The organism is Allobosea thiooxidans (assembly GCF_900168195.1).
GTDB classification, from domain to species: domain Bacteria; phylum Pseudomonadota; class Alphaproteobacteria; order Rhizobiales; family Beijerinckiaceae; genus Allobosea; species Allobosea thiooxidans.
Genome location: NZ_FUYX01000001.1, coordinates 370,768 through 395,733 on the forward strand (window position 1 = coordinate 370,768; position 24,966 = coordinate 395,733).

Consider the following 24,966-nt stretch of genomic DNA (forward strand, 5'->3'; position numbering starts at 1 on the left):
ACGAATCGTGAACCACCCGACAGCTTGCGCGCACCGCACGGCGACCGCCATTCGCTGGGCATCATTCCTCGGACATGGCCTCGGTGCCTTCGATCGTCTCGAGGCGGGCCTTCACGTCCTTGATCCAGGCGAAATTGGCTTCGGTCGCATCGTCAGCCAATGCGCGCTCGGCTGCTCTCAACTCGCTATTTAGCGTTCGCGCGCGATGATGCAAGACGAGAGCCTGATGAATCGAGTCGAAAACCGATTCCGGATCAGCGTCTTGCGCCAATTTGCGCCGCTCGGCCGGGCCGGTCACCGCCATCAGCTGGTTATGGGCCTCGCGCACCCGCGGCTGCGCCAGCCGATTCGCCAGCGTCTCCCGGTCGAGCTTGTCCTCCACCGCGTCCAGCAGCGCCTGCCGGAAGCGTTCGGCCGCCGGGCCGTCGAGCGAGAGTTCGGCGATCTCGTCGGCGCAGCGCAGGATCAGGTCGGGATGGCTCGCCAGCGCGAGCAGGATGAAGGCCTCGCGCTGATCCTCGCCGCGCAGCTTCGCGACGAGGCGCGATTGCGTCAGCGCGCTCGAAGCCTTGAGCGGCCCGGCAAGCCAAGGCGGAACCTGCCGGCCGAACCCGCCGCGCTGGGGCGCCCCACCCCGCCCACGCTGGAAATTGCCTTGCCCGCCGCTACGCTCCGGCCGCGCCGGCGCGGCACTGGCGAAGAGCTGCGCCAGCCGCTCGTCCATCTCGCGCCGGTAGTGCTTGCGGGTGGTCTCGTCGCGGATCTGCCCCAGCGGTTCCTTCAGGCGCCGCTCGAAGGCGGCACGCCGCTCCGGCGTATCGAGCGGTCCGGCCTCGACCTCGCGCTGCCAGAGCATGTCGACCAGCGGGCGCGCCGCCGCGACCACCTCTGCGATGGCCTGTCGCCCGCCCGAACGAGCGAGATCGTCGGGGTCCTGCCCGTCCGGCAGCAGGGCGAAGGACAGCGACTTGCCGGGCTCCAGCAGCGGCAGCGCCAGGTCGATCGCCCGGCTCGCGGCCTTGCGGCCGGCCTTGTCGCCGTCGAGACAGATCACCGGCTCGTCCGCCATGCGCCAGAGCAGGCCGAGCTGGTCCTCGGTCAGCGCCGTGCCGAGCGGCGCCACCGTCTGCGGAAAGCCCGAGAGCGACATGGCGATGACGTCGACATAGCCCTCGACCACCACGACCTGCCCGGTGTCATGCGACGCCTTGCGGGCATTGTGGTGGTTGAACAGCAGATGGCCCTTGTGGAAGAGCGGCGTCTCCGGCGAGTTCAGGTATTTCGCCGCGACCTCGGCGCTCATCGCCCGCCCGCCGAAGGCGACGACGCGCCCGCGCGCATCGTGGATCGGGAACATCACGCGGTCGCGGAAGCGGTCATAGGGCACCGCGATCTCGTCGCCATGCACGAGCAGCCCCGCCTCCATCATCAGCTCGGCCGGGACGCCCTTGCCGGCGAGATGGTCGCGCAGCGCGAAACGGTCGACCGGGCCGTAGCCGAGACGGAAGCGCGTGCGCGCCTCGCCGTCGAGGCCGCGCGTCGCAAGATAGCGCCGGGCTGCGCCGCCGCGCTCGCCCATCAGTTCGGCCTCGAAGAACTGGGCCGCGAGCTCGACGACCTCGTGCAGCCCCTTGCGCTTCTCCTCGCGGATCTGCGCCTCGGCCGTGAACGTCGGCAGCGTCACGCCGGCCTCGGCCGCGAGCTTCTCGACCGCCTCGGGGAAGGAGAGCCCCTCGGTCTCCATCACGAATTTGAAGATGTCGCCGTTCTTGCCCGACGAGAAATCGAAGAAGGAGGCCTTCTGGTCGTTGACGAAGAAGGAGGGCGTCTTCTCGGCGTTGAAGGGGGAAAGCCCCTTCCATTCCCGCCCCGCCTTCTGCAGGCGCACGCGTTTGCCCACGACCGCCGAGACCGGCAGCCGCGCCTTGATTTCCTCAAGGACGGAGGGCGGGAATTTCATGGGGTTCTATCTGGGCCCTGCTTGGCGGAAAGCCAACCTCGAATACGGCCGCGACAGGGCTTGTCGGCAATATCCACAGCGCAGCGATCAGGCAGCACCAAGCCGATTCTCCTCCACGTCATTCTCGGGCGAAGCAAAGCTTCGACCCGAGAATCTCAGGACGCAAAGGCGCTGGTTTCCGAGATGCTCGGGTCGAGCCCGAGCATGACGCTCGTTGCATTCCAAGCGAAGCAATCGCTCAGCCGCCGAGCGCGGCCTTCACCATCGGGCTGACCTTGCCGAAATCCATCTGGCCGGCATAGGCCGCCCGCAGGGCGGCGATGACCTTGCCCATGTCCTTGACGGCGGTGGCGCCGGTCTCGGCCACGGCCTTGTCGATCGCGGCCTTCACCTCCTCCTCCGACATCTGCTTCGGCAGGTAGGCGGAGATCACGGCCACCTCGACGCGCTCGCCCTCGGCGAGCTCGGGACGGTTGTTGGCGTCGTAGATCGCGATCGATTCCTGGCGCTGCTTGATCATCTTCTGCAGCATGGCGAGGATCTCGTCCGCCGAGGCCTCGCCCTTGCCGGCGCCGCGCGCCTCGATGTCCTTTTCCTTGAGCGCCGCGCTGATCAGGCGGATCGCCGCGACCTTGGCCTTCTCGCCGGCCTTCATCGCTTCCTTCATGTCGGCCATGAAGCGTTCGCGCAGGCTCGTCATCGCTGTTGTCCCTTTTCTCTTGCTTCTTTGTCCTGTGCGGGCTGCGCCAACCTTCATTGACGGGCAGCGCCCGGCTCTTTAAGGCTCGCGTTCCAGACCGGCGGAGCGGATGCTGATGCCCCGCCCCCGCATAAATGCCGCAGGCGCGGCCTGGACCGAGACATAGACATGACCGCTCCCGAAGGAAACCCCGCCGACAGCGGCTGGACCGAACCGCGCGCGACCGCGCTCCTCGTGCTGGCGGACGGCACCGTGCTCGAAGGCTTCGGCCTCGGCGCCGTCGGCGAAGCGCCCGGTGAGGTCTGCTTCAACACGGCGATGACCGGCTATCAGGAAATCCTGACCGACCCGTCCTATGCCGGGCAGATCGTCACCTTCACCTTCCCGCATGTCGGCAATGTCGGCGTGAACGAGGAGGACACCGAGACCGTGAACGCCGCCGCCTCCTCGGGCGTGCGCGGCTGCGTGCTCCATGCCGCCATCACCGAGCCCTCGAACTGGCGCTCGGCCAAGCATTTCGACGCCTGGCTGAAGGCCCGCAACATCGTCGGCATCTGCGGCGTCGACACCCGGGCGCTGACCGCGCTGATCCGCGACAAGGGCATGCCCAACGCCATCCTCGCCCATAGCCCGGACGGCGTCTTCGACATCCCCCGCCTCAAGAAGCAGGCGGCCGAACTGCCTGACATGGCCGGGCTCGACCTCGTCCCGCTCGTCACCGCCGCCCAGCGCTATGACTGGGACGAGACGCCCTGGATCTGGCCGGCGGGCTACGGCAAGCGCGAAACCAGCGACTTCAAGGTCGTCGCCATCGATTACGGCGTGAAGCGCAACATCCTGCGCCTGCTCGCCAAGGCGGGCTGCGACGTCACCGTCGTGCCCTCGACCGCGACCGCCGAGGACATCCTCGCACTCAACCCGGATGGCATCTTCCTCTCCAACGGCCCGGGCGACCCGGCCGCCACCGGCGCATATGCCGTGCCCGTCATCAAGGAGCTTCTGGATCGCAAGGTGCCGACCTTCGGCATCTGCCTCGGCCACCAGATGATGGCGCTCGCCATCGGCGGCCAGACCATGAAGATGAAGCAGGGCCATCACGGCGCCAACCATCCGGTGCAGGACAAGACCACCGGCAAGGTCGAGATCGTCTCGATGAACCACGGCTTCGCCGTCGACCCGGCGAGCCTGCCGGCCAACGCGGTCGAGACCCATGTCTCGCTCTTCGACGGCTCGAACAGCGGCATCGCGCTGACCGACCGTCCGGCCTTCAGCGTCCAGCACCATCCGGAAGCCTCGCCCGGTCCGCAGGACAGCCATTATCTCTTCAACCGCTTCGTCGAACTGATGGCAGCGGAGAAGAGCAAGAAAGCGGCCTGACACGTCATTGCGAGCGAAGCGAAGCAATCGAGCGGGACTGGGTGGAACCTTTTCAGCCCTGCGCCCCTGGACTGCTTCGCCGCTTCGCTCCTCGCAATGACGGCCGGGACGGAATGATAGGAGATCTGCGATGATCCACCAGCTTCGCATTTACGAGATCTTCGATCGCAACAAGGCGGCCTTCCACGCCCGCTTCCGCGACCATGCGGCCCGGATCATGGCCCGCCACGGCTTCCGGATCGTGGCGCTGTGGGAGACGGCCAGCACCGGCCGCACCGAATTCGCCTATATCCTCGCCTGGCCCGACGCCGAGACGAAGGCCAAGGCCTGGGCGAGCTTCAGGGCGGATGCGGAATGGGCCGAGATCAAGCGCACAACCGCGATCGAGCACGGCGACATGGTCGGCGCGATCGAGGATCGCACGATGACGCCGACCGACTATTCGCCGGTGCTCGATTGACAGCGCCCGCGCCGCAGGGTTTATGCGGCGCATGACCAGCCTGATGGCCTCGTTCCGCAGCTATTACGCCCCGTCCTCATAGAGGCGGTGGCATTCCCATGTTCAACCGCCGCGCTGGCGGTTGACATCAGGCTCTCATCCGACATCGCGGCTCCCACCGGACCAGAGCGATGTCTTCCACGATCAGAACCGTCACCTCCATCGGCATCATGGGCTTCGGCGCCTTCGGGCGGCTGATGGCCCGCCATCTCCAGCCGCATTTCGCGCTGCGCGTCTGCGATCCCGCCAACGCCCCCGCCGCCGATGCGGCAGGCAAGGGCTTGCAGCCGGCGACCACTGCCGAAGTCGCCACCTGCGATATCGTCATCCTTGCCGTGCCCGTCCCGGCGATCCCCGAGGCGGTCGCGGCGCTGCGCCCGCATCTCAGGGCCGGCGCCATCGTGCTCGATGTCGGCTCGGTCAAGATCGGGCCGGCACGGGCGATGCAGGCGGAGCTGCCGGAGGATGTCGAGATCATCGGCACGCATCCGCTCTTCGGCCCGCAGAGCGCCCGCAACGGGCTCGGCGGCCTCAAGATCGCGCTCTGCCCGGTCAGGGGCGGCAGCACCCCGCGCATCGCCGCCTTCCTGCGCCATGTGCTGAAGCTCAAGGTGATCGTCACCACGGCCGACGCCCATGACCGCGAGGTCGCGATGGTGCAGGGCCTCACCCATCTCATCGCCAAGATCCTGGTCCGGATGGAGCCCCTGCCCCGGACCATGACAACGGCGAGCTTCGACCTGCTGATGCAGGCGACGGAGATGGTCCGCTACGACGCCCCCAACGTCTTCATGGCGATCGAGCGCGCCAACCCGCATGCCAAGGCGGTGCGCGACCGCTTCTTCGCGCTCGCCGAGGAGATGCGGCTGTTTCTGGAGCAGGGCCATGGCCAGCAGGCCGAGAGGGCGGCCACGGCGGCGGCCGACGACCGACGCCTCGCCATCTGATCGACCCGCATGTCATCCCGGGCGGCCGACGCGCGGCTCCGGGATGACACCCGCGGGTGGGGACACGAGCCTTGGCCAGGCCTGCGACGCTGACGGGCCTACACAGCCGGCCCCGAATTCGCCATATCGGAGGAAGCGACCTCCGATCCGGCATCCATGACCGACAATCCCCTCACCCATCCCGGCGCCGCCCATCCCGACCTGCGCGAGCCGATGATCGCGGATCTCGTCCGGACCTTCTATGCCCGGGCGCAGAAGGACGACGTGATCGGCCCGGTCTTCGCCGCCGCGGTGGAGGATTGGGACGAGCACATCGCCAGGATCACCGATTTCTGGAGCGGCGTCATGCTGCGCACCGGCCGCTACAATGGCCGGCCGATGCGCCCGCATCTGATCCTGCCGCTGACGGCTGAGCATTTCGACCGCTGGCTCGACCTGTTCGAGGCGACCGCGCGCGAGATCTGCCCCCCGGACATCGCCGAGGCCTTCATCGTCCGGGCCCGGCGCATCGCCGACAGCTTCGAGATGGCCCGCGCCAGCCAGCGCGGCGAGATCGCGGGGCCGCGACACAGTTTGCGGTAGAAGCAACCCTCGCCGTCATGGTCGGGCTTGTCCCGACCATCCACGTCTTCTTCCAGCAAACACTGTGTTCAGGACGTGGATGCTCGCCACAAGGGCGAGCATGACGGGGTTCACGCCGCCCTCGCCTCCCGGTTCAGGAACGCCTCCACCTCGGCCCGCGCCAGCCCCGCTTCCCGCGCGATGCGTTCGGCAAGGGCCGCGGCCGAGGGGCGGAGCGCGCCGAAGGGCCGGTCGAGCCAGTAGGATACCGGGTTCAGCGCCTCGCGCTCATCCACGCGGACGATGCGTCGCGCCGCCAGTTGCTCGCGCGCCAGAGGCGGGCGGGCGAGCGCGATGCCGAGCCCATGGGCGGCGGCGTCCAGCACGAGATTGTAATCCTCGAAGCGGCGGTCCTGCGGGCGCGGCCGGTAGTCCAGCCCCTGCGCCGCGAACCAGGCCTTCCAGCCGGCCGCGTCGGAATCGTGGATCAAGGACTGCGCAAGCAGCCGCTCCGGCGCGCCCTCCCCGATCGCGGCCGCAAGCTGCGGCGAGGCGACCGGGAAGCACCATTCCTCGAACAGCTTGAGCGAGAGCCGGTCCGGCGCCGCGCCTCGCCCGCAGCGGATGCCGAGATCGACGCCCTCCTCCTCGAAATCGACCTTGCGATGCTCGACCTGCAGCACGATCCGCAGCGCGGGCGTGCCCGCCTCCAGCACCGCGAGCCGCGGCATCAGCCAGAGTGCGCAGACCGAAGGCGGCGCGCTGACCCTGACGACCGAGGCGCCGCGCGCCTCGCGCCAGCGCTCCGAGTTGTCCGCGATCAGCGCGAAGGCTTCCTGCGTGCGCAGGAGCAGGCGCTGCCCTTCCGGCGTCAGCGAGACGCCCCGTGCCTGCCGCAGGAAGACCCGCAGGCCGAGCCAGTTCTCGAGCTTGGCGACCTGCCGGCTGACGGCGCCATGGGTCAGGTTCAGGGCCTCGGCCGCCGAGGAGAAGCTGCCGGTGCGGGCAGCGGCCTCGAAGGCGCGCAGCGTATCGAGCGGCGGCAGGTTCGAGCTGTGATCCATCCTCACAGCTCATGCGCGAATTGTTCGTTTGTCAATCAGCTCATGCGGGCGCTTATCGGAACCAGCCTCTCGTCACCGACGGATCGACGCCATGTCCTCCCCAAGCTGCGCCTCGCCTGCCCTCACTGCATCCGGCCCTCAGCGCCTCGACCCGACGCTGGTCTTCACCGTCACCTTCACCGTCATGGCCTGGGCCTCCTCCTTCCCGGCGATCCGCGCCGGGCTCGCCGGCTTCGGCCCGGCGGAGATGGCGGCGCTGCGCTTCGCGCTCGCCGGCGGACCGGCGGCGCTCTTCCTTCTCGCGACGCGGGCGAAGCTGCCCGAGCGCGCCGATATCTGGCGCTTCCTCACCGGCGGCGTGATCTTCATCGCGGCCTATGCGCTGCTGCTCAATTTCGGCCAGCGCGTCGTGCCGGCAGGCCCTGCCGCCTTCATCATCAACACCAACCCGATCATGACCGCCGTCCTCGCCATGATGATCCTGGGCGAGCGCTTCAGCCTGACCGCCTGGCTCGGCACGGCGCTCTCCTTCGCCGGCATCGGCGTGATCGCACTCGGCAAGGGGCTCGATGTCGAGATCGGGCTGAGCGTGCTGCTGATCCTCGGCGCGGCCTTCTGCAACGCCATCACCACGGTGGTGCAGAAGCCGCTCTTCGCCCGCTACAAGCCGCTTCATGTCGCGGCCTGGAACCAAGCGATCGGCGGCTTCGTGCTGCTGCCCTTCCTGCCGTCGGCCATCGCGCAGGCCGGCGTCGCGCCCAGCATCTCGTTCTGGTCGGTGGTCTATCTCGCCGCCGTGCCGAGCCTGATCGCCTACGGCACCTGGGCGATCACCCTCTCGCGCCTGCCGGCCGCCCGCGCCGCGAACTTCCAGTACGCCGTGCCGCCGATGGCGATGCTGATCGGCTTCCTCTGGCTCGGCGAGGTGCCGACGCTGTTCGGCCTGATCGGAGGCGCCATGGCGCTGGCCGGCGTCGTGGTCGTCAACCTGAAGCGCTGATGCGGCTTCTCGCGCGCCGCCCCGTCATTGCGAGGAGCGAAGCGACGAAGCAATCCAGGAGCGGCAGGGCTGGACGGTTCAGCCCGGTCTCCCTGGATTGCTTCGCTGCACTCGCAATGACGATCGGTGCCCGGCAGGGAGAAGGGCCTCAAAACCCCTTCGCCGCGAGCACCTTCTCCTCGTCGGTGATGTAGTCGCGGATGACCGGGACGGCGCTCTTGTGCTGGCCGAGCAGCAGCTGGAACACCATGTCGCCGCCGATGTCGAAGGAGATCTCGCAGGCCGAGAGATAGAACTCCCACATCCGCGCGAAGCGCTCGCCCAGCATCGCGACGACCTCCTCGCGATGGGCCATGAAGCGCTCGCGCCATGCCGCGAGCGTCCAGTGATAGTGCCGGCGCCAGAATTCGCAGTCCGACGACCACAGCCCGGTCTGCTCCACCGCCGCGAACACTTCCGACAGCGCCGGCGCATAGCCGCCCGGGAAGATGTACTTGTCGAAGAACGGGCCGGTGAAGCCCGGTGGGCCGACACGGCCGATGCAGTGGACGAGCGCAATGCCGTCCGGCGCCAGCAGGTCGCGGATCTTCTCGAAATACTCGCCGTAATGCGCGACGCCGACATGTTCCATCATGCCGACCGAGACGATGCGGTCGAAGCTACCGGTGAGCTCGCGATAATCCTTGTTGACGAAGGTGACGGCCTCGCCGACGCCGGCGGCCTCGGCTCGCTTTTGCGCCGCCGCCATCTGGTCGGGCGAGACGTTGAGCCCCGTCACCTGCGCGCCGCAGGCCTTGGCGAGATAGATCGCAAGCTCGCCCCAGCCCGAGCCGATGTCGAGGACGCGCATGCCAGGCTCGATCCTGAGCTTAGCGGCGAGGTGCCTCAGCTTGGCCTTCTGCGCCGCTTCCAGCCCGACATCCGGCGAATGCCAGTACGCGCAGGAATAGGTCATCGTCTCGTCGAGCCAGAGACGGTAGAAATCGGTCGGGATGTCGTAGTGGTGCTTGACCTTCTTGCCGGCGAGCCCGAGCGGGTTGTGCATCCGCCAGCGCCGGATCTTGAAGCGCACCTGCCGGATCGCCTTCTGCAGCGGGTGCTTGCGCAGCTCCTTGCGCTGCAGCCAGAACAGCGTCAGCAGGTCGTGGATCGAGCCTTCCTCGAAGTCGATCCGGCCATCCATGTAGCCTTCGGCCAGAGCGAGCTCCGGATTGAGGAAGAGCTCGCGCTCGATGCGGTCGTCATGGAAACGGACGGTGACGGCGGGCGCTGTCTTGACGACGCCGGCGAAGGGCATCTCGGCCGGCCCTGGGCCGAAGACATGGCGCTTGCCATCCGGCGTGATCACGGTCAGGCGCCCCTGCCGGACGAACCCTTTGAGCAATCGCGGCAGCAGCAGCATCGACTCCCCCAGTCTCGCACCCGATTCGGGGCGTCGTCTCGCGACTTAAGCGGAAACAGCGTCGCGCCGGAACCCCCTGGCCTGTTGCAGAGCCCGGCCGCTTGCGTTTAGTCATCGCTCATTGGCCCCGTGCGGCCGGAGGATCGACCCGACCCATGTCCTGGCGCGATTTCTGGAACGGCGAGCACTCGATCTACGTCTCGCCGCGCCACAAGACCCTGCATTACCGCGCCATCGCGACCGACCTGATCGGCCATATCCCCGCCCCCGACGCGGTCGTGCTCGACCATGGCTGCGGCGAGGCGCTCGATGCCGGCCGCGTCGCCGCGGCCTGCGGCAGGCTTCTTCTCTGCGAGGCGGCGCCCAATGTGCGCGAGAAGCTGCGCGGCCAGTTCGGCCGCACCGACAACATCACCGTCGTCTCGCCCGAGGAGGTCGAGGCGCTGCCCGAGGCCTCGCTCGATCTCGTCGTCGCGAATTCGCTGGTCCAGTATCTCTCCCGCGACGAGCTCAAGGCGCTGCTGGAAACCTGGCGCGGCAAGCTCCGGCCGGGCGGCGCGCTCGTCCTCGCCGACGTCATCCCGCCCGATGTCAGCCCGCTGACCGACGCCTCGCAGCTCCTCGCCTTCGCCTGGCGCGGCGGCTTCCTGACGGCGGCGCTGGCCGGCCTCGTCCGCACGGCCTTTTCGGACTACCGCAAGCTACGCGCGCAATACGGCCTCTCGACCTACACGCCGGAAGCCATCTCGGATCTGATCCGGGAGGCCGGCTTCGCCGAACCGCAGAGGCCTGCCAATTTTGGCCACAACCCGCACCGCATGACCTTCAAGACGACGAAACCGTCCTGATCCGGAGAGGCGTCCATACCGTTACGGCAGCAATGCTGACATATACCAAAGTTTCTTAGGTATAGTTCGCCAAATGCCTTGATTTGACGCAGCGGACATGGCTCTGAGCGCGGCTTGCCCTAGGGTCCACCCTCGGGAGGGCAGACCTTGAAGGCGTGAGAGCCCGTGCAGGATCAGTTCAACTGCCCCTATTGCGATGCCACGCTCAACCGGGGCGTGCTGTCCTGCCGCTGCTGCGGCCGCGACCTCACGCCGGTCCTGCCCTTGCTGCGCCGGCTCGATGTGCTCGAGGAGCGCCTCGCCGCCGTCGAGACGCGCGCGGCGGAAGAGCGTGCCGCCTATGCCGCCCGGCCGGCACGAAGCGCCGATGATCCGGAGCCGGCTGAGACGCCGCAGGCCTTCGCGGCGGCGGCCCAGCCGCACGCGCGCCGGCGCTTCTGGGTGCTGCCCTTCGGCCTGGTGCTGCTGCTCCTCGCCTATTGCGCGGTGGTGCTCTGGCTCGACCTGCCGCTCTGGGCCCTGCGCCTCGCCTCGATCGCCATCCCCTTCCTCACCGGCCTGATCTATTTCGGCGTCCGGCCCCGCCTGATCGCCTTCGATATCGGCGTCGCGATCATCTTCGCGATTTTTTCCGTCGCGACCATGAACGCGTTGCTGAGCTGGCACGACAATATACCGCTCCTTCCGCAGGGCCGGGCAGCTTGGCGCGAGACTTCGTTCTACGCGCTGAGCATCGGCGCCTCCATGTTCTCGGGGATGTTGCTGCGCGTGACGCAGGCTGCGCTCGCCGCGCGTGGCCTCGTCTCGCTGCCGGAACTGCGGAAGGGGCTGCTGTCCGTCAACGGCAAGGTTCCGATGGAGACACTCAAGACCATCGAAACCGCCATCCTGATGGCCAGCACCGTCATTTCAGCCATCGCCGGCCTCGTCGCCGGTATCTTGGGAGTGAAATAGGAACGATGATCAAGACTGTGCTCTTCCGGCACATTTTGCCTGCCGTTCTCGCCGCCACCGCCACGCTGACCGTCGCGCGTGCGGCCGAGCCGATCCTTCTCATCACCCGCGAGGAGGCCGGCCTGCCGGGGGCCGCAACCGCGGCGACCAGCACCCGAAACCTGACGCGCGGGCCGGGCATCGACACCCTGCCGACACCGGACAAGGGCGTCGACGGCAAGCCCTTCCGCCTGGCCGTGCGCTTCATGCCGAGCAATGGCGTGCCGATCGATCCGGCGACCGTGCGCGTCTTCTATCGCCGCCAGCCGCCGGTCGACATCACCGACCGCATCAAGCCCTTCATCACCCCCACCGGGATCGACGCGCCCTCCGTCGTCGTCCCGTCCGGAAGCCATGTTCTCGAGATCGAGGCGACCGACAAGGAGGGCCGCATCGGCCGCAGGCAGCTCAAGCTGACGGTCGCTCCGCCGCAGTGAACCAAACGGCCGGGCGGCGTGCTCTCACGCCGCCCGGTCGGCGAAGCTGAAGAATTTGTGGCCCAGGAACGAGAACACCATCACCACGCCGGTGGTGACGATCTGCATCGGCAGATAGGGCAGCCCCGCCCGGGTGACGAAGAGATGCATCAGGATACCGGTGAGCATGAAGCCGCCGGCCGCGATCAGGGCGAAGCGCCAGCCGGCCTGCGCATGCGTGCGCGTCGCGTCGAAGGTCATCCAGCGGTTCAGCGCATAGGAAACCAGCGCGCCGACGATAAAGCCGGCGAGCGTTGCCGGAACCGGGTCGATCCGGCCGAGTTCGACGAGCCCGATCAGCACACCATAATGCGCCACCGCCGTCAGCCCGCCGGCGACGACATAGGCGATGAGCTGGCGGAACTGACGCGGATAGCGGCGAAGCGGCATCCGCGCTTCCTAGACCATGCACGGGGCTTCCGGAAAGACGCCGTCATCCGGAGAGGCCCGGGATGACGACGAAATCCGGCCGCGTCAGCCCGCGTCGCTGCCGGCGAGATTGGCCGGCATGCCGCCGACGGGCATGTCGAGCCCCTGCTTCAGCGTGTCGAGATGGTATTCACGGATGCGCCCGCTCGCCGGATCGCTGACGAAGGCACTGTTGCCGGTCACCGCGAGGCTCGGCGTCGGCGTCTTCGCGCCATAGGCGCAGTCGAAAGCCGGCACCACATCGAAGGAGGCCAGCTGCTGCCAGGCCGGCGCGAGCGCATAGACCCTGAGCTTGCCGTCCGGCGTCAGATTGGCGAGCCGGCTGCCATTGCCGCTGAGCTCGAACTGGCACACCGCCTGCCCGCCGGGCACGGGCAGCACGTCCTCCGCCGCGAGCGCCTTGGCGTCGGGATCGATGCGCAGCAGCGCGTCATAGGGCGCCTTCAGCCCGTAATTGCCGACGAGGTACCGGCCGCCCGCGCGCGACCTCAGCGCGCTGACGCGGCGCTCGTCGGGATAGGCGAGCTTGCGCGCGCTCCAGCCTGCTGTTCCCTTCCCCGCCTTGGAGAGCACCAGCAGCCCGCCTCCCTCGCCCTCGGCGCAGCCGAAGAGGTGGCGCCCGCCGCGGGCCGGCGCGTAGCCGTGATAGAGCCGGCAGGAGGCATCGGCCCGCGCCGGGTCGTTGAAGCCGGCGACCCGCTTCCAGCCGCCCGCCTTTTGCGGCTTGGCCTGCTCCAGCACCTCGAAGCCGTTCGGCCGGGGCGAGGCGCTGCGGTCATCGCCCTTGGCATAGGCCGGGTTGGGCATCGAGATCAGCCATTGCCGCGCGCCGAGCGGCACGGCGATGCCGTGCTGCGGCGCCGGGCTCGGCCAGATCGTCGTCGCGGGGTTCGGCTTGGCGAGGCTATCGATGGCGACCATCACCACCTTGGGTTCGCTCTTGCCCTCCCAGGGGCGCAGGCCGTCATAGAACAGCGCGAGCTGCCCCTGCCCCGAGATGACATGGGCAGGCCGGTCGCCCTTCGTCATGAAGTCGAGCAGCTTCGGCTCGGCCTTGTCGAGATCGACATGGTCGCCATGCGATTCGGCGATCAGCCCGGTATCGAGGATGCGCAGCGTGCCGGCCTCGTCCCCGGTCTTCACCACGACATAGCGCCCGCCCGATACTCCGGCGAAACCGGGATTGGGCTTCGGCACGTCGAAGCTGTGCGTGACCTCGCCACGGTCGAGATCGAGGATGCGGATGACCGGCTTCTCATGATCGGCGAAGACGAGCCGTCCGCGCAGCGGCGCATGGTCATGCGCGAGGGCGGCGGAAGCGAGCAGGCAGCCGGCGAGGCCGAGGCCTGCGAAGCGGAGTTGGGAGGAAGGCACGGAAGGACTCCAGATAAATGCAATGTTATATCATTGCATTTATCACTCGTGTCGCTCAACCCTCTTCGCCTTCCGGCGGTGGACAGCGCGGGCCAGGGCGTCCGGGCGTTCCGATCGCACCCGGCCAGCCTCGGCCGCACGCCGCCTCAGCCCCGGACCTCGAACACCATGTTGAACGGCGTCTCGGTCGCGCGGCGGAACTGCGAGAAGCCGGCATCCATCGCGACCTTGCGCAGCCGCATCTCGCCGGCTTGCGCGCCGAGGCCGAGCCCGACCTCCTGCGAGAGCGAGGCCGGCGTGCAGATCATCGTCGATGCCCCGTAGAAGATGCGCCCGACCGGGTTCAGATTGTCCTTGAGGTGATCATGCGCGAAGGGCTCGACGATCATCCAGCTGCCGTCCCGCGCCAGCGATTCGCGCACATGCTTTCCGGCGCCGACCGGGTCGCCCATATCGTGCAGGCAGTCGAACATGGTCACGAGGTCGTATTTCTGCTCCGGGAAGTCCTTGGCGGAGGCGCGCTCGAAGACGATGCGGTCGCCCACGCCGGCCTTCTGCGCCTCCTCGCGCGCCCGCTCGATCGAGGGCCCGTGATAGTCGAAGCCGTAGAAGCGCGATTGCGGATAGGCCTTCGCCATCAGGATGGTGGAGGAGCCGTGTCCGCAGCCGACATCGGCGACGACGGCTCCGCGCTCGAGCTTGGCCTGGACGCCGTCCAGCGCCGGAATCCACTCGGCCGTCAGATGCGCGTTGTAGCCCGGCCGGAAGAAGCGCTCGGTGCCACGGAACAGGCATTTGCTGTGCTCGTGCCAGCCGAGGCCGGAGCCGCTCCGGAAAGCCTCCTCGACCTTCGGCTCGTCGACCCACATCGACTGGACGATCTCGAAGGCGCCGGCGAAGAAGGCCGGGCTGTCCTCCTCGGCGAAGGCCATGGCCTGCTCCGGCGAGAGGCTGAAGCTGTCGCTGGCTTCGTCGTATTCGACATAGCCGGCCGAGGCCTGGCCGGCGAGCCATTCGCGCAGATAGCGCTCCTTGAGGCCCGTCTTCTCCGCCAGCTGGCGGGAGGTGACGGGCTTGCCGTCGGCCATCGCCTTGTAGAGGCCGAGCTGGTCGCCCAGCACGATCAGGGCACCGGTGACGGAAGCTCCGACATCGCCGACGAGACGTCCCACCAGCGCATCGAGTTTCTGAGGATCGGCAGCACGCATGGCCATGCTCCTCGGGTTCGGGGCGTGGCCGGTGCCTCGTCGCGATCCGGCTCGACGCCATCGCGGAAGCGAAGACGCTAGCCCTGCGCGGGGGCCTGTCAACCGGACGAAGTCTGACCCGTGGGCTCGCGGCAGCCGGAAAGCCATTCCGGCCCGAGGCGTGGCAGATTCGGGTCGCGCCGCGCCGTCGCGATGACGCTGTCGATCAGTCCCGGGAAGCGCTGATCCAACTCCTCGCGCCGAATGCTGAGATAGCGCGAGGTGCCCTCCACCCGCATGCGGGTGATGCCGGCCTCGCGCAGCTTGGCGAAGTGGTAGGACAGGAGCGAGGGCGAGGCGAAGGCGGTGAAATGGCTGCAGCGCGCCTTGTCGACCTCGCTGACATCGGCGAGCGCCACCAGGATGCCGAGCCGGATCGGGTCGGCCAGGGCCGCGAACACGTCGGCGGGGGCGACATCCTCAATATCGGGATGGAAGACCGGCTTCATGGCTTCCGAGATAGGCGACGGCGTCGCTCCTGACAATATTCAACATTCATTGAAATTACCCTTGTGGTCATCGCCAGGCAGGTTTAATTCAACGATCCTTGAATTTCGAAGCCTGACTTCGGCACAGCGATCATCCGCAAGGATCACTCCCATGGATACGCGCCTTCTTTCCCTCGCCGGCGGCGCCTTCGCCATCGGCACAGGCAGCCTGATCGTCACCGGCATCCTGCCCCATCTCGCCAATGGCCTCGCCGTCTCTGTCGACACCGCCGGCCTGCTCATCTCGATCTTCGCGCTGGCCTATGCGATCGGCTCACCGATCCTCTCCACCGTGCTCGGCGATGCCGACCGCAAGACGGTGCTGGCCGGGGCGATCACCGTCTTCGGCCTCGCCAATCTCGGCGCCGCCTTCGCCACCGATTTCTGGGTGGTAATGGCAGCCCGCATCGTCATGGCGTTCTCGGCCGGCGTCTTCATGCCCGCCGCCAATGCGGTCGCCGTCGCCGTATCCACCCCTGAACGCCGCGGCCGCGCCATCGCGCTCGTCACCGGCGGCATGACCGTCTCGCTGATCCTGGGCGTCCCGATCGGCACCGCCGTGGTCGGCTTCGGCGGCTGGCATCTCGCCTTCCTGCTCGTGGCTCTGCTCAGCGCGTTCTCGCTCGTCGGCCTGCTGGCCAAGCTACCGCGCGGCCTGCCCCGCGGCACCAATACCCTGCGTGAGCGGCTCCAGGTCGCGGGCCGCGGCGACGTGCTGCTGGCACTCGCCACGACCATGCTGTGGACCACCGGCGCCTTCGTTCTCTACACCTATATCGCGCCCTTCCTGACCAATCAGGCCGGCATCACCGGCCCCTGGCTCGCCGCGACGCTGGTCGTTTCCGGCATCGGCTCGGCCTTGGGCAACCAGCTCGGCGGCGTCGCCAGCGACCGCTTTGGCCCCGAGCGCTCGCTGACCGTCGTGCTGTCGATCCTGGCCGCGGCGCTCTTCACCGCCTCGCTGATCGCGGTCAGCCTGCCGCCTTCCCTGGCGATCTGGCCGATCCCTTTCGTGCTCTTCATCTGGAGCGCGGCGGGCTGGGCCGGCCATCCCTCGCAGATGTCGCGACTGGCCGCGATGGCGCCGGATGCCACCGTGGTCGCGCTCTCGCTCAACGCCTCCGCGCTCTATTTCGGCATCGCGGCCGGCGCCGCGCTCGGCCAGCAGGTGATGCGCCATGCCGGCACCTGGCCGCTCGGCTTCGTCGGCGCCGCCTGCGAGGTCGCGGCGCTCGCGGTGCTGGCATTCACTCTCTATCGCAAGCGCGCCGCCAAGCGCGTGCCAGCCCTGTGTGAGACGGCAGCGCCGGCGCGGAGCTGAGCCGGCGCGCTTCAGGCCGCGTCCGCCCGCCGCCATGCCGGGAACGGGTCCGGCAGGTCGCGATAGCGCTCCGCATTGAAGCGCAGCGGCAAGGCATCGCCGACGAGGCAGAGATCGAGCGGCGCGCGAATCGCCGCCTCGTCGAGTTCGGTGCCGATGAAGACCAACTCCTGCCGACGGTCGCCCCAAACCGAATGCCAATTGCGGTTCAGGATCGCTTGCCATTCGGGATGATCCGGCCAGCGCGAGCGTGGCACAGCCGCCCACCAGAAGCCCATCGCCTCGGTGCGACAAATGCTGCCGGCGAGCGACATCTCGCCGACCCAGTCCGACCGGGTCGCCAGCCAGAAATGCCCCTTGGCGCGGATCAGCCCCGGCCAGGTCCGGCCAAGGAAGGCGTTGAACTTTTCGGGATGGAACGGCCGACGCGCCCGGTAGACGAAGGAGGCGATGCCGTATTCCTCCGTCTCCGGCACATGGTCCCTGAAGCCGTAGAGTTCCTTGTGCCAGAGCGGATGTTCCTGCGCCTTCTCGTGGTCGAACAGCCCGGTATCGAGCACGGCATCGAGCGGCACCTTGCCGAAATCGGCTTCGATCTGTCGCGCATCGGGGTTGAGCGCACGCACAATCTTGCTGACGGCCTCGCGCTGCTCGGACGTGGCCTCCGAAATCTTGTTCAGCACGACCACATCGGCGAACTCGATCTGCTCGACCAGGAGGTCGACCAGCGTGCGCTCGTCGCCCTCCCCCGCCGTCTCGCCGCGCTCGCGCAGGAAGTCGCGCGAGCCGTAGTTCCGCAGCAGGCTCGCGGCATCGACCACCGTCACCATCGTGTCGAGCCGAGCGACATCGGACAACGAAAGCCCGTCCTCGTCGCGGAATTCGAAGGTCGCGGCGACAGGCAGCGGCTCGGCGATGCCCGTTCCCTCGATCAGCAGATAGTCGAACCGCCCCTCTTCCGCGAGGCGGCGCACCTCGGCCAGCAGATCGTCGCGCAATGTGCAGCAGATGCAGCCATTGCTCATCTCGACCAATTTCTCGTCGGTTCGCGAGAGCTTGCCGCCGCCCTCCCGCACGAGATCGGCGTCGATATTCACCTCGCTCATGTCGTTGACGATCACCGCGACCTTGCGGCCCTCGCGGTTGTTCAGAATGTGGTTGAGCAGGGTCGTCTTGCCGGCTCCGAGAAAGCCGGACAGGACGGTGACAGGCAGACGACGCATGAGGAAGCACCTTCATATGAAATGTTATAACATAACTTTCATAAGGCGCCCGCACCTGGCAAGTCCCGTGACGAAGCCGTGCACATCTGGCCGTGCCGCTCCTTTTAGCTTCCCCCCGCCGCCTTCGCCGTCTATAGCGAGCGCCTAGCATTCAATCAGACGCTCGCCTCGCCTCCGCTCGCCCGATCGGACCGGCCTTGCGCGCGCCTGCACAAGACCGGTCGAGATCATGCCCAAGCGCACAGACATCAAGTCCATCCTGATCATCGGCGCCGGCCCCATCATCATCGGACAGGCCTGCGAGTTCGACTATTCCGGCACCCAGGCCTGCAAGACGCTGAAGGCCGAGGGCTATCGCATCATCCTGGTCAACTCGAACCCGGCGACGATCATGACCGATCCCGACCTGGCCGACGCGACCTATGTCGAGCCGATCACGCCCGAGATCGTCGCCAAGATCATCGAGAAGGAGCGCCCCGACGCGCTGCTGCCGACCATGGGCGGCCAGACCGCGCTGAACTGCGCGCTCTCGCTCAAGAAGCTCGGCGTGCTCGAGAAGTTCGGCGTCGAGATGATCGGCGCCACCGCCGACGCGATCGACAAGGCCGAGGACCGCGAGCGCTTCCGCGAGGCGATGACCAAGATCGGCCTCTCGACCCCGCGCTCGCACCACATCAAGACGCTCGGCCAGGCGCTCGACGCGCTCGAGGACATCGGCCTGCCCGCGATCATCCGCCCGTCCTTCACCATGGGCGGCACCGGCGGCGGCATCGCCTACAACAAGGGCGAGTTCATCGACATCGTCGAGCGCGGCATCGACGCCTCCCCGACCAGCGAGGTCCTCATCGAGGAAAGCGTGCTCGGCTGGAAGGAATACGAGATGGAGGTCGTCCGCGATAAGAAGGACAACTGCATCATCGTCTGCTCGATCGAAAATTTCGATCCGATGGGCGTCCACACCGGCGATTCGATCACCGTCGCCCCGGCCCTGACGCTGACCGACAAAGAGTACCAGATCATGCGCGACGCCTCGCTGGCGGTGCTGCGCGAGATCGGCGTCGAGACCGGCGGCTCGAACGTCCAGTTCGCGATCGATCCCCAGACCGGGCGGATGATCGTCATCGAGATGAACCCGCGCGTCTCGCGCTCTTCCGCGCTCGCCTCGAAGGCGACCGGCTTCCCGATCGCCAAGGTCGCCGCGCGCCTGGCCGTCGGCTACACGCTCGACGAGATCGAGAACGACATCACCGGCGGCGCGACCCCGGCCTCCTTCGAGCCAACGATCGACTACGTCGTCACCAAGATCCCGCGCTTCGCCTTCGAGAAGTTCCCCGGTTCCGAGCCGACGCTGACCACCGCGATGAAGTCGGTCGGCGAAGCCATGGCGATCGGCCGCACCTTCCAGGAATCGCTGCAGAAGGCGCTGCGCTCGCTGGAGACCGGGCTCGACGGCCTCGACGAGATCGAGATCGAAGGCCTCGGCCATGGCGACGACCGCAACGCCATCAAGGCGGCGATCTCGACGCCGACGCCGGACCGCATCCTCCACGTCGCCCAGGCGATGCGCGCCGGCTTCAGCGACGAGGAGATCCACGAGAGCTGCAAGATCGACCCCTGGTTCCTCGCCCAGATGCGCGAGCTGGTCGAGACCGAGGAGAAGATCCGCAAATTCGGCCTGCCGCAGACGCCCGGCGCCTTCCGCCAGATCAAGGCGATGGGCTTCTCCGACAAGCGCCTCGCCGCCGTCTCCGGCAAGACCGAGGCCGAGGTCCGGACGCTGCGCAAGTCGCTCGACGTGCGCCCGGTCTACAAGCGCATCGACACCTGCGCCGCCGAGTTCGCCTCGCCGACGGCCTATATGTATTCGAGCTACGCCATGCCCTTCGCCGGCAAGGCTGCGGACGAGGCTAATCCCTCGGATCGCAAGAAGGTCGTCATCCTCGGCGGCGGGCCGAACCGCATCGGCCAGGGCATCGAGTTCGACTATTGCTGCTGCCATGCCTGCTACGCGCTGCGCGACGCCGGCTACGAGACCATCATGGTCAACTGCAATCCGGAGACGGTCTCGACCGACTACGACACCTCCGACCGGCTCTATTTCGAGCCGCTGACGGCGGAAGACGTGCTCGAGATCCTCGAGACCGAGAAGCAGAACGGCACGCTGATGGGCGTCATCGTCCAGTTCGGCGGCCAGACCCCGCTGAAGCTCGCCAATGCGCTGGAAGCGGCGGGCATCCCGATCCTCGGCACCTCGCCCGACATGATCGACCTCGCCGAGGACCGCGACCGCTTCAAGCGCCTGCTCGACAAGCTCCAGCTCAAGCAGCCGAAGAACGGCATCGCCTATTCGGTGGAGCAGGCCCGCATCATCGCCGGCGAGCTCGGCCTGCCCTTCGTCGTGCGGCCCTCCTACGTGCTGGGCGGGCGTGCCATGGCGATCATCCGCGACGAGGTCCAGTTCGAGGACTATCTGCTCGGCACCCTGCCCTCGCTGATCCCCTCCGAGGTCAAGGCCAAGTACCCGAACGACAAGACCGGCCAGATCAACACGGTGCTCGGCAAGAACCCGCTGCTGTTCGACCGCTATCTCTCGGACGCCATCGAGGTCGACGTCGACTGCCTCTGCGACGGCAAGGACGTCTTCGTCGCCGGCATCATGGAGCATATCGAGGAGGCCGGCATCCATTCCGGCGATTCGGCCTGCTCGCTGCCGCCGCGCTCGCTCTCGCTGGCGATCATCGCCGAGCTGGAGCGCCAGACCAGGGCGATGGCGCTCGCGCTCGATGTCGGCGGGCTGATGAACGTGCAGTACGCCATCAAGGACGGCGAGATCTACGTGCTCGAGGTCAATCCGCGCGCCTCGCGCACCGTGCCCTTCGTCGCCAAGGTCATCGGCCAGCCGATCGCCAAGATCGCCGCGCGCGTCATGGCCGGCGAGCCGCTCGCGAGCTTCGGCCTGAAGCCCGCGAGCCTCGGCCATGTCGGCGTCAAGGAGGCGGTCTTCCCCTTCGCGCGCTTCCCCGGCGTCGACGTGCTGCTCGGGCCCGAGATGCGCTCGACCGGCGAGGTCATCGGCCTCGACCGCTCCTTCGACACCGCCTTCGCCAAGAGCCAGCTCGGCGCCGGCTCCAAGGTGCCGGTCAAGGGCACGGTCTTCGTCTCGGTCCGCGACGACGACAAGCAGCGCATCGTGCCGGCGGTGCGCATCCTCTCCGATCTCGGCTTCCGCATCGTCGCCACCGGCGGCACGCTGCGGCTGCTGCAGGAGCAGGGCATCGATGCCACGCGCATCAACAAGGTCCTGGAAGGCCGGCCGCATGTCGTCGACGCGATCAAGAACGGCGAGATCCAGCTGATCTTCAACACCACCGAAGGGCCGCAGGCGCTGGCCGATTCCCGTTCGCTGAGACGAACGGCCCTCTTGCACAAGGTGCCCTATTATACCACCTTGGCCGGAGCGATCGCGGCGGCGGAAGGCATCAAGGCCTATTGCAGCGGCGATCTCGAAGTACGATCGTTGCAATCCTACTTCGAACGCGCGGCCTGAGCGGCCCGTCGCGGCGAAGTTTGAAGATAGAGCGGAAGCGCGGAAGCGCCGGCGGCGGAGAGGCCACCGGCGGGCCGCGCTTTCGGAGCTTATGGGACGGATAGAATGGAAAAGGTTCCGATGACCGTGGGCGGCTTCGCCGCCTTGGAGGCGGAGTTGAAGCACCGCCAGCAGGTCGAGCGTCAGCGCATCATCACCGCGATCTCCGAGGCGCGTGCCCTCGGCGACCTGTCGGAGAACGCCGAGTATCATGCGGCGAAGGAAGCGCAATCGCTGAACGAGGGCCGGATCCAGGAGCTCGAATCGCTGATCGGGCGCGCCGACGTCATCGACGTCACCAAGCTCGGCGGCGACACGATCAAGTTCGGCGCCACCGTCAAGCTGATCGACGACGATACCGAGGAAGAGAAGAGCTACCAGATTGTCGGCGAGCCGGAATCGGACGTGAAGTCCGGCAAGGTCTCGATCGGCTCGCCGATCGCGCGCGCGCTGATCGGCAAGAAGGTCGGCGATTCCGTGCAGGTCAACACGCCCGGCGGCGGCAAGTCCTACGAGGTCGTCAGCGTCGCCTTCCGCTGAGGCATCGCCTTTCCCGCACCCGTCATGCTCGCCCTCGTGGCGAGCATCCACGTCTTGAACACGGCCTTCGACCGGCGAAGGCGTGGATGGTCGGGACAAGCCCGACCATGACGGCCGGCAACCGCATCAGCCGGCCAGCACCACCCGCATCGCCCTGACGATCCCGTCGACGGCGACGCTCGCCAGGATGAGGCCCATCACCCGGCTGATGATGCTCGCCCCGGCATTGCCGATGATCGCAATGATGCGCGATGCGCAGAGCAGCAGCCCGAGCAGGATCGCGAAGATGATCGCGATCTGGATCACGGTCTCGGTCTGCTCGGCGATGCTGAACTTCGAATTGTCGGTGACCGTCATCACCGTCAGCATGGCGCCGGGGCTGGCGATGCTCGGGATCGCCAGAGGGTAGACCGCCTTCTCGAGATCCGACGAGCGCAGCAGCTTCTGGTCCTCCTCCAGCTTCGACTCGCCGAAGATCATGCTCAGCGCGAAGAGGAACAGCACGATGTTCCCGGCGATCTGGAAGGAGCTCAGTTCGATATCCATCGCCGTCAGCAGGACCTGGCCGAGAAGGACGAAGAACAGCAGCACAAGGAAGGCGACGAGCGCGCCCTGCAGGGCGATCCGGCGCGCGGCCGCGGCGCCCATGCCCGCGGTGACGGCGAGGAAGACCGGTAATGTACCGATAGGGTCGATCACCACCCAAAGCTTCACGAATTCGGTGATCCAACGTTCCATGCGCTTCCCCCTCGGCTTCGAAGCCGTTTCACGCGAAGCGATACACTATTCGCCGCTAAATCGGCGCCGGCCGTCCATGGAATTTTGACGATCCGCTCCTAGATTGAGGCGACAGGCTTGCGGGAGACCCGACCATGACCACGCGCAGACGTTTCCTGGCTTTGCCGCTCGGCGCGGCCGCGCTGAGCCTCGTGCCCCTTGCCGCGACACCGGCGGCGGCGCAGAGCGCGCCCGTCGGCTCGGTCCGGATCGAGGCCACCCCCTCGGTCATCAGCGCCTGGGGCCCGCATCTTCCGATGGTAGCGGCGGAGTTGCAGGGCACGCTCGCAGAGATCCTGGGGCCGGCGTTGCAGCCGCGCTCAGGCACGCGGCTCGTCGTCACCATCAGCAGCATCTGGCTGAACGGCTTCGCCGGCGGCGGCATATGGAGCGGCACCGGCGGCAGCAACGACTATCTGGAGAGCACGGCGACCTTGTACGACCGCAGCGGCCGCCCGATCGCGAGCTACCCGATCCGCTCGACGGAATCCTCCGGCGGGGCCGGCGCCTGGTATCTGCAGGATGTCGACCAGCGCCGCCTGAAGGCGCTGGCGCGCAACAACGCCTGGTGGATCAAGCGCTATCTCGCCGGCTGAGGCGGCGCCTCAGCCGAACGGCACGATCGGCTCGTCCTTGACACGGTCGAGGGCGAGCGCGGTGCGGACGTTGCGGACATTCGGCATCGCCGTGAGCTCGGCGACGAAATCCTGGAACGCCTTGAGGTCCGGCGCGACGCATTTCAGCGCGAAATCGATGTCGCCCGACAGCGTCCAGCATTCGCGCACGGTCGCCCACTCGCGGATCCGGCTCTGGAAGGCGGCGAGATCGGCCTCGGCCTGGCTCGCCAGATGCACGAAGGCGAAGCAGACCACCTCGTAGCCCAGCTTCCGCTCGTCGAGATCCGCGTGATAGCCGCGGATCAGCCCCGCCTCCTCCAGCGCGCGGACGCGACGCAGGCAGGGCGGCGGCGAGATGCCGACGCGGCTGGCGAGCTCGACATTGGTCATGCGCCCATCGGCCTGGAGCTCGCGCAGGATGCGCAGGTCGATATCGTCGAGTTTTGGACGCACGAAGATCCCCAAAGGAAGGTCGGGCTGGTGTAGACGGCGGCGGCGAGCGATACAAGGCGCATGCCGCAGGCCCAGACAGCGATGCACCAGATTCCGGAACCGACCGTCTGGGTCCTGACCGACGGCAAGGCCGGCGACGAGGGCCAGTGCCTCGGCGTCGCCGAGCGGCTGGGCGTCGTCCCGGAGATCCGCCGGGTCAAGCCGCGCAGACCCTGGGCCTGGCTGATGCCGCGCGGGCCGATCGACCCGGGCGAGGGCCCGGACCGGCCGGGAAGCCCGCTCAGGCCGCCCTTCCCCGACATCGCCATCGCCTCCGGCCGCAGGGCGGTCGCCTATCTGCGCGCGCTCAGAAAGGCCTCGAACGGCACGACCTACACCGCCTTCCTCAAGGACCCGCGCACCGGCCCCGGCGCCGCCGACCTGATCTGGGTCTCCGAGCATGATCGCCTGCGCGGAGAGAACGTGCTCGTCACCACCACCTCGCCCCATCGCCTGACGCCGCAGAAGCTCGCCGCCGCGCGCGCGGCCCCGCCCGCCGCCATCGCCGGCCTGCCGCGCCCGCGCGTCGCGGTGCTCGTCGGCGGCGACAGCCGGCATCATCGCTTCACGCCGGCCGACATCGAACGCTTCTCCGTCGGGCTCGACGCGCTCGCCGGCACCGGCGCGGCGCTGATGGGCTCGCCCTCCCGGCGCACCTCTCCGGCGCTCGCCGCCGCCGTCGCCGCCGTCTTCGCCCGTCATGGCGGCTGGTGGTGGGACGGCACGGGCGAGAACCCCTATCTCGCCTTGCTCGCCAATGCCGACGCCGTCATCGTCACCGCCGACTCGACCAACATGATCGGCGAGGCCGCCGCAGCCGGCGTTCCCATCCTCGTCTTCGAGCCGCAGGGCGGCCACGCCAAGATCGCAGCGCTGATCGCGGCGCTGGAGCGGCAGGGCGTTGTGCATCGCTTCTGTGGACGCCTTGAAGGCGAACGCTACCAGCCGATAGACTCAACGCCGATCATAGCCGATGCGATACGGCAGGGCTGGCTGCGCCACCGGGCCGCGCTCGGGCTCGGCGGCAGCTGAGCCCCGGCTCTTG

At 67.8% G+C, this 24,966-nt stretch carries 24 protein-coding genes; 13 read left to right on the plus strand and 11 right to left on the minus strand.

Going from position 1 to position 24,966, the window contains the following annotated elements:
- Window positions 1-61 precede the first annotated feature (61 nt).
- Together dnaG and B5Y19_RS01830 are read right to left on the minus strand one after the other, a co-directional pair.
- A complete protein-coding gene (gene dnaG / locus B5Y19_RS01825) occupies window positions 62-1,960 on the minus strand; it encodes a DNA primase (RefSeq protein ID WP_055726696.1) in 1,899 nt (632 codons plus the stop codon).
- Window positions 1,961-2,198: 238 nt separating this feature from the next.
- A complete protein-coding gene (locus B5Y19_RS01830; protein ID WP_055726695.1) occupies window positions 2,199-2,660 on the minus strand; it encodes a GatB/YqeY domain-containing protein in 462 nt (153 codons plus the stop codon).
- A gap of 168 nt (window positions 2,661-2,828) precedes the next feature.
- Here B5Y19_RS01830 and carA point away from each other — a divergent pair, with 168 nt between their 5' ends.
- From carA to B5Y19_RS01850, 4 genes are all read left to right on the plus strand, one after another.
- Window positions 2,829-4,037 carry a glutamine-hydrolyzing carbamoyl-phosphate synthase small subunit gene (gene carA, locus B5Y19_RS01835; protein WP_055726694.1) on the plus strand — a complete coding sequence of 403 codons (1,209 nt, stop codon included), beginning with the start codon at window positions 2,829-2,831 and terminating at the stop codon, window positions 4,035-4,037.
- A gap of 130 nt (window positions 4,038-4,167) precedes the next feature.
- Window positions 4,168-4,497 carry an NIPSNAP family protein gene (locus B5Y19_RS01840; RefSeq protein WP_055726693.1) on the plus strand — a complete coding sequence of 110 codons (330 nt, stop codon included), beginning with the start codon at window positions 4,168-4,170 and terminating at the stop codon, window positions 4,495-4,497.
- A gap of 170 nt (window positions 4,498-4,667) precedes the next feature.
- Window positions 4,668-5,483 carry a prephenate dehydrogenase gene (locus B5Y19_RS01845; protein ID WP_055726692.1) on the plus strand — a complete coding sequence of 272 codons (816 nt, stop codon included), beginning with the start codon at window positions 4,668-4,670 and terminating at the stop codon, window positions 5,481-5,483.
- Window positions 5,484-5,639: 156 nt separating this feature from the next.
- Window positions 5,640-6,065 carry a group III truncated hemoglobin gene (locus B5Y19_RS01850; protein ID WP_055726691.1) on the plus strand — a complete coding sequence of 142 codons (426 nt, stop codon included), beginning with the start codon at window positions 5,640-5,642 and terminating at the stop codon, window positions 6,063-6,065.
- A 110-nt stretch (window positions 6,066-6,175) separates the two neighbouring features.
- On the opposite strand, the gene B5Y19_RS01855 is transcribed toward B5Y19_RS01850, so the two are convergent.
- Window positions 6,176-7,108 (minus strand): LysR substrate-binding domain-containing protein, encoded by a 933-nt coding sequence (locus B5Y19_RS01855; protein WP_055726690.1) that lies wholly within the window; start codon window positions 7,106-7,108, stop codon window positions 6,176-6,178.
- A 91-nt stretch (window positions 7,109-7,199) separates the two neighbouring features.
- On the opposite strand from B5Y19_RS01855, the gene B5Y19_RS01860 reads away from it, so the two are divergent.
- Window positions 7,200-8,108, plus strand: coding sequence for a DMT family transporter (locus tag B5Y19_RS01860; RefSeq protein WP_055726689.1), 909 nt, complete (start codon window positions 7,200-7,202; stop codon window positions 8,106-8,108).
- 148 nt (window positions 8,109-8,256) lie between these two features.
- Here the strand turns inward: B5Y19_RS01860 and B5Y19_RS01865 are convergent, their stop codons facing one another.
- Entirely contained in the window at window positions 8,257-9,510 is a 1,254-nt protein-coding gene (locus B5Y19_RS01865) for an SAM-dependent methyltransferase (RefSeq protein WP_055726688.1), read from the minus strand.
- 155 nt (window positions 9,511-9,665) lie between these two features.
- Between B5Y19_RS01865 and B5Y19_RS01870 the strand changes: the two genes are divergently transcribed.
- The 3 genes from B5Y19_RS01870 (at window position 9,666) to B5Y19_RS01880 (ending at window position 11,788) form a co-directional block, all read left to right on the plus strand.
- Window positions 9,666-10,358, plus strand: coding sequence for a class I SAM-dependent methyltransferase (locus tag B5Y19_RS01870; protein ID WP_055726687.1), 693 nt, complete (start codon window positions 9,666-9,668; stop codon window positions 10,356-10,358).
- Between the two features lie 165 nt (window positions 10,359-10,523).
- Window positions 10,524-11,312: a hypothetical protein gene (locus B5Y19_RS01875; RefSeq protein WP_055726686.1), complete on the plus strand. Its 789-nt coding sequence runs from the start codon at window positions 10,524-10,526 to the stop codon at window positions 11,310-11,312.
- A 5-nt stretch (window positions 11,313-11,317) separates the two neighbouring features.
- On the plus strand, window positions 11,318-11,788 hold the full coding sequence (locus B5Y19_RS01880) for a hypothetical protein (RefSeq protein ID WP_055726685.1): 471 nt from the start codon (window positions 11,318-11,320) through the stop codon (window positions 11,786-11,788).
- A gap of 24 nt (window positions 11,789-11,812) precedes the next feature.
- On the opposite strand, the gene B5Y19_RS01885 is transcribed toward B5Y19_RS01880, so the two are convergent.
- The 4 genes from B5Y19_RS01885 to B5Y19_RS01900 form a co-directional block, all read right to left on the minus strand.
- Window positions 11,813-12,217: a GtrA family protein gene (locus tag B5Y19_RS01885; RefSeq protein ID WP_079591030.1), complete on the minus strand. Its 405-nt coding sequence runs from the start codon at window positions 12,215-12,217 to the stop codon at window positions 11,813-11,815.
- 84 nt (window positions 12,218-12,301) lie between these two features.
- A complete protein-coding gene (locus tag B5Y19_RS01890; protein WP_055726684.1) occupies window positions 12,302-13,630 on the minus strand; it encodes a hypothetical protein in 1,329 nt (442 codons plus the stop codon).
- A gap of 146 nt (window positions 13,631-13,776) precedes the next feature.
- Window positions 13,777-14,838, minus strand: a complete 1,062-nt coding sequence (locus tag B5Y19_RS01895; protein ID WP_055726683.1) for a class I SAM-dependent methyltransferase — start codon at window positions 14,836-14,838, stop codon at window positions 13,777-13,779.
- 98 nt (window positions 14,839-14,936) lie between these two features.
- Window positions 14,937-15,326 (minus strand): ArsR/SmtB family transcription factor, encoded by a 390-nt coding sequence (locus B5Y19_RS01900; protein ID WP_139384224.1) that lies wholly within the window; start codon window positions 15,324-15,326, stop codon window positions 14,937-14,939.
- Between the two features lie 151 nt (window positions 15,327-15,477).
- Between B5Y19_RS01900 and B5Y19_RS01905 the strand changes: the two genes are divergently transcribed.
- Window positions 15,478-16,686, plus strand: a complete 1,209-nt coding sequence (locus B5Y19_RS01905; RefSeq protein ID WP_055726682.1) for an MFS transporter — start codon at window positions 15,478-15,480, stop codon at window positions 16,684-16,686.
- A gap of 11 nt (window positions 16,687-16,697) precedes the next feature.
- On the opposite strand, the gene zigA is transcribed toward B5Y19_RS01905, so the two are convergent.
- The gene (gene zigA, locus B5Y19_RS01910) at window positions 16,698-17,909 is read right to left on the minus strand and encodes a zinc metallochaperone GTPase ZigA (RefSeq protein WP_079591032.1); all 1,212 of its coding nucleotides are present in this window, start codon (window positions 17,907-17,909) and stop codon (window positions 16,698-16,700) included.
- Between the two features lie 229 nt (window positions 17,910-18,138).
- On the opposite strand from zigA, the gene carB reads away from it, so the two are divergent.
- Both carB and greA read left to right on the plus strand, forming a co-directional pair.
- Complete coding sequence (gene carB / locus B5Y19_RS01915; protein ID WP_055726680.1) at window positions 18,139-21,456, plus strand: carbamoyl-phosphate synthase large subunit; 3,318 nt, start codon at window positions 18,139-18,141, stop codon at window positions 21,454-21,456.
- A 105-nt stretch (window positions 21,457-21,561) separates the two neighbouring features.
- Window positions 21,562-22,035 (plus strand): transcription elongation factor GreA, encoded by a 474-nt coding sequence (greA, locus tag B5Y19_RS01920; RefSeq protein WP_055726679.1) that lies wholly within the window; start codon window positions 21,562-21,564, stop codon window positions 22,033-22,035.
- Window positions 22,036-22,161: 126 nt separating this feature from the next.
- Here greA and B5Y19_RS01925 read toward each other — a convergent pair whose 3' ends face one another.
- Window positions 22,162-22,773, minus strand: a complete 612-nt coding sequence (locus B5Y19_RS01925) for a MarC family protein (RefSeq protein WP_055726678.1) — start codon at window positions 22,771-22,773, stop codon at window positions 22,162-22,164.
- A gap of 134 nt (window positions 22,774-22,907) precedes the next feature.
- Between B5Y19_RS01925 and B5Y19_RS01930 the strand changes: the two genes are divergently transcribed.
- Window positions 22,908-23,408, plus strand: a complete 501-nt coding sequence (locus B5Y19_RS01930; RefSeq protein ID WP_055726677.1) for a hypothetical protein — start codon at window positions 22,908-22,910, stop codon at window positions 23,406-23,408.
- A 9-nt stretch (window positions 23,409-23,417) separates the two neighbouring features.
- On the opposite strand, the gene B5Y19_RS01935 is transcribed toward B5Y19_RS01930, so the two are convergent.
- Complete coding sequence (locus tag B5Y19_RS01935; protein ID WP_079591078.1) at window positions 23,418-23,882, minus strand: Lrp/AsnC family transcriptional regulator; 465 nt, start codon at window positions 23,880-23,882, stop codon at window positions 23,418-23,420.
- A 60-nt stretch (window positions 23,883-23,942) separates the two neighbouring features.
- On the opposite strand from B5Y19_RS01935, the gene B5Y19_RS01940 reads away from it, so the two are divergent.
- On the plus strand, window positions 23,943-24,953 hold the full coding sequence (locus tag B5Y19_RS01940) for a mitochondrial fission ELM1 family protein (protein WP_244555446.1): 1,011 nt from the start codon (window positions 23,943-23,945) through the stop codon (window positions 24,951-24,953).
- The last annotated feature ends 13 nt before the right edge of the window (window positions 24,954-24,966 follow it).

What these genes read in the sequence shown, in the direction of transcription:
- dnaG (WP_055726696.1), bottom strand. Translation starts at nt 1,960, where the DNA reads ATGAAATTCCCGCCCTCCGTCCTTGAGGAAATCAAGGCGCGGCTGCCG.
- B5Y19_RS01830 (WP_055726695.1), bottom strand. Translation starts at nt 2,660, where the DNA reads ATGACGAGCCTGCGCGAACGCTTCATGGCCGACATGAAGGAAGCGATG.
- carA (WP_055726694.1), top strand. Translation starts at nt 2,829, where the DNA reads ATGACCGCTCCCGAAGGAAACCCCGCCGACAGCGGCTGGACCGAACCG.
- B5Y19_RS01840 (WP_055726693.1), top strand. Translation starts at nt 4,168, where the DNA reads ATGATCCACCAGCTTCGCATTTACGAGATCTTCGATCGCAACAAGGCG.
- B5Y19_RS01845 (WP_055726692.1), top strand. Translation starts at nt 4,668, where the DNA reads ATGTCTTCCACGATCAGAACCGTCACCTCCATCGGCATCATGGGCTTC.
- B5Y19_RS01850 (WP_055726691.1), top strand. Translation starts at nt 5,640, where the DNA reads ATGACCGACAATCCCCTCACCCATCCCGGCGCCGCCCATCCCGACCTG.
- B5Y19_RS01855 (WP_055726690.1), bottom strand. Translation starts at nt 7,108, where the DNA reads ATGGATCACAGCTCGAACCTGCCGCCGCTCGATACGCTGCGCGCCTTC.
- B5Y19_RS01860 (WP_055726689.1), top strand. Translation starts at nt 7,200, where the DNA reads ATGTCCTCCCCAAGCTGCGCCTCGCCTGCCCTCACTGCATCCGGCCCT.
- B5Y19_RS01865 (WP_055726688.1), bottom strand. Translation starts at nt 9,510, where the DNA reads ATGCTGCTGCTGCCGCGATTGCTCAAAGGGTTCGTCCGGCAGGGGCGC.
- B5Y19_RS01870 (WP_055726687.1), top strand. Translation starts at nt 9,666, where the DNA reads ATGTCCTGGCGCGATTTCTGGAACGGCGAGCACTCGATCTACGTCTCG.
- B5Y19_RS01880 (WP_055726685.1), top strand. Translation starts at nt 11,318, where the DNA reads ATGATCAAGACTGTGCTCTTCCGGCACATTTTGCCTGCCGTTCTCGCC.
- B5Y19_RS01885 (WP_079591030.1), bottom strand. Translation starts at nt 12,217, where the DNA reads ATGCCGCTTCGCCGCTATCCGCGTCAGTTCCGCCAGCTCATCGCCTAT.
- B5Y19_RS01895 (WP_055726683.1), bottom strand. Translation starts at nt 14,838, where the DNA reads ATGCGTGCTGCCGATCCTCAGAAACTCGATGCGCTGGTGGGACGTCTC.
- B5Y19_RS01900 (WP_139384224.1), bottom strand. Translation starts at nt 15,326, where the DNA reads ATGAAGCCGGTCTTCCATCCCGATATTGAGGATGTCGCCCCCGCCGAC.
- B5Y19_RS01905 (WP_055726682.1), top strand. Translation starts at nt 15,478, where the DNA reads ATGGATACGCGCCTTCTTTCCCTCGCCGGCGGCGCCTTCGCCATCGGC.
- zigA (WP_079591032.1), bottom strand. Translation starts at nt 17,909, where the DNA reads ATGCGTCGTCTGCCTGTCACCGTCCTGTCCGGCTTTCTCGGAGCCGGC.
- carB (WP_055726680.1), top strand. Translation starts at nt 18,139, where the DNA reads ATGCCCAAGCGCACAGACATCAAGTCCATCCTGATCATCGGCGCCGGC.
- greA (WP_055726679.1), top strand. Translation starts at nt 21,562, where the DNA reads ATGGAAAAGGTTCCGATGACCGTGGGCGGCTTCGCCGCCTTGGAGGCG.
- B5Y19_RS01925 (WP_055726678.1), bottom strand. Translation starts at nt 22,773, where the DNA reads ATGGAACGTTGGATCACCGAATTCGTGAAGCTTTGGGTGGTGATCGAC.
- B5Y19_RS01930 (WP_055726677.1), top strand. Translation starts at nt 22,908, where the DNA reads ATGACCACGCGCAGACGTTTCCTGGCTTTGCCGCTCGGCGCGGCCGCG.
- B5Y19_RS01940 (WP_244555446.1), top strand. Translation starts at nt 23,943, where the DNA reads ATGCCGCAGGCCCAGACAGCGATGCACCAGATTCCGGAACCGACCGTC.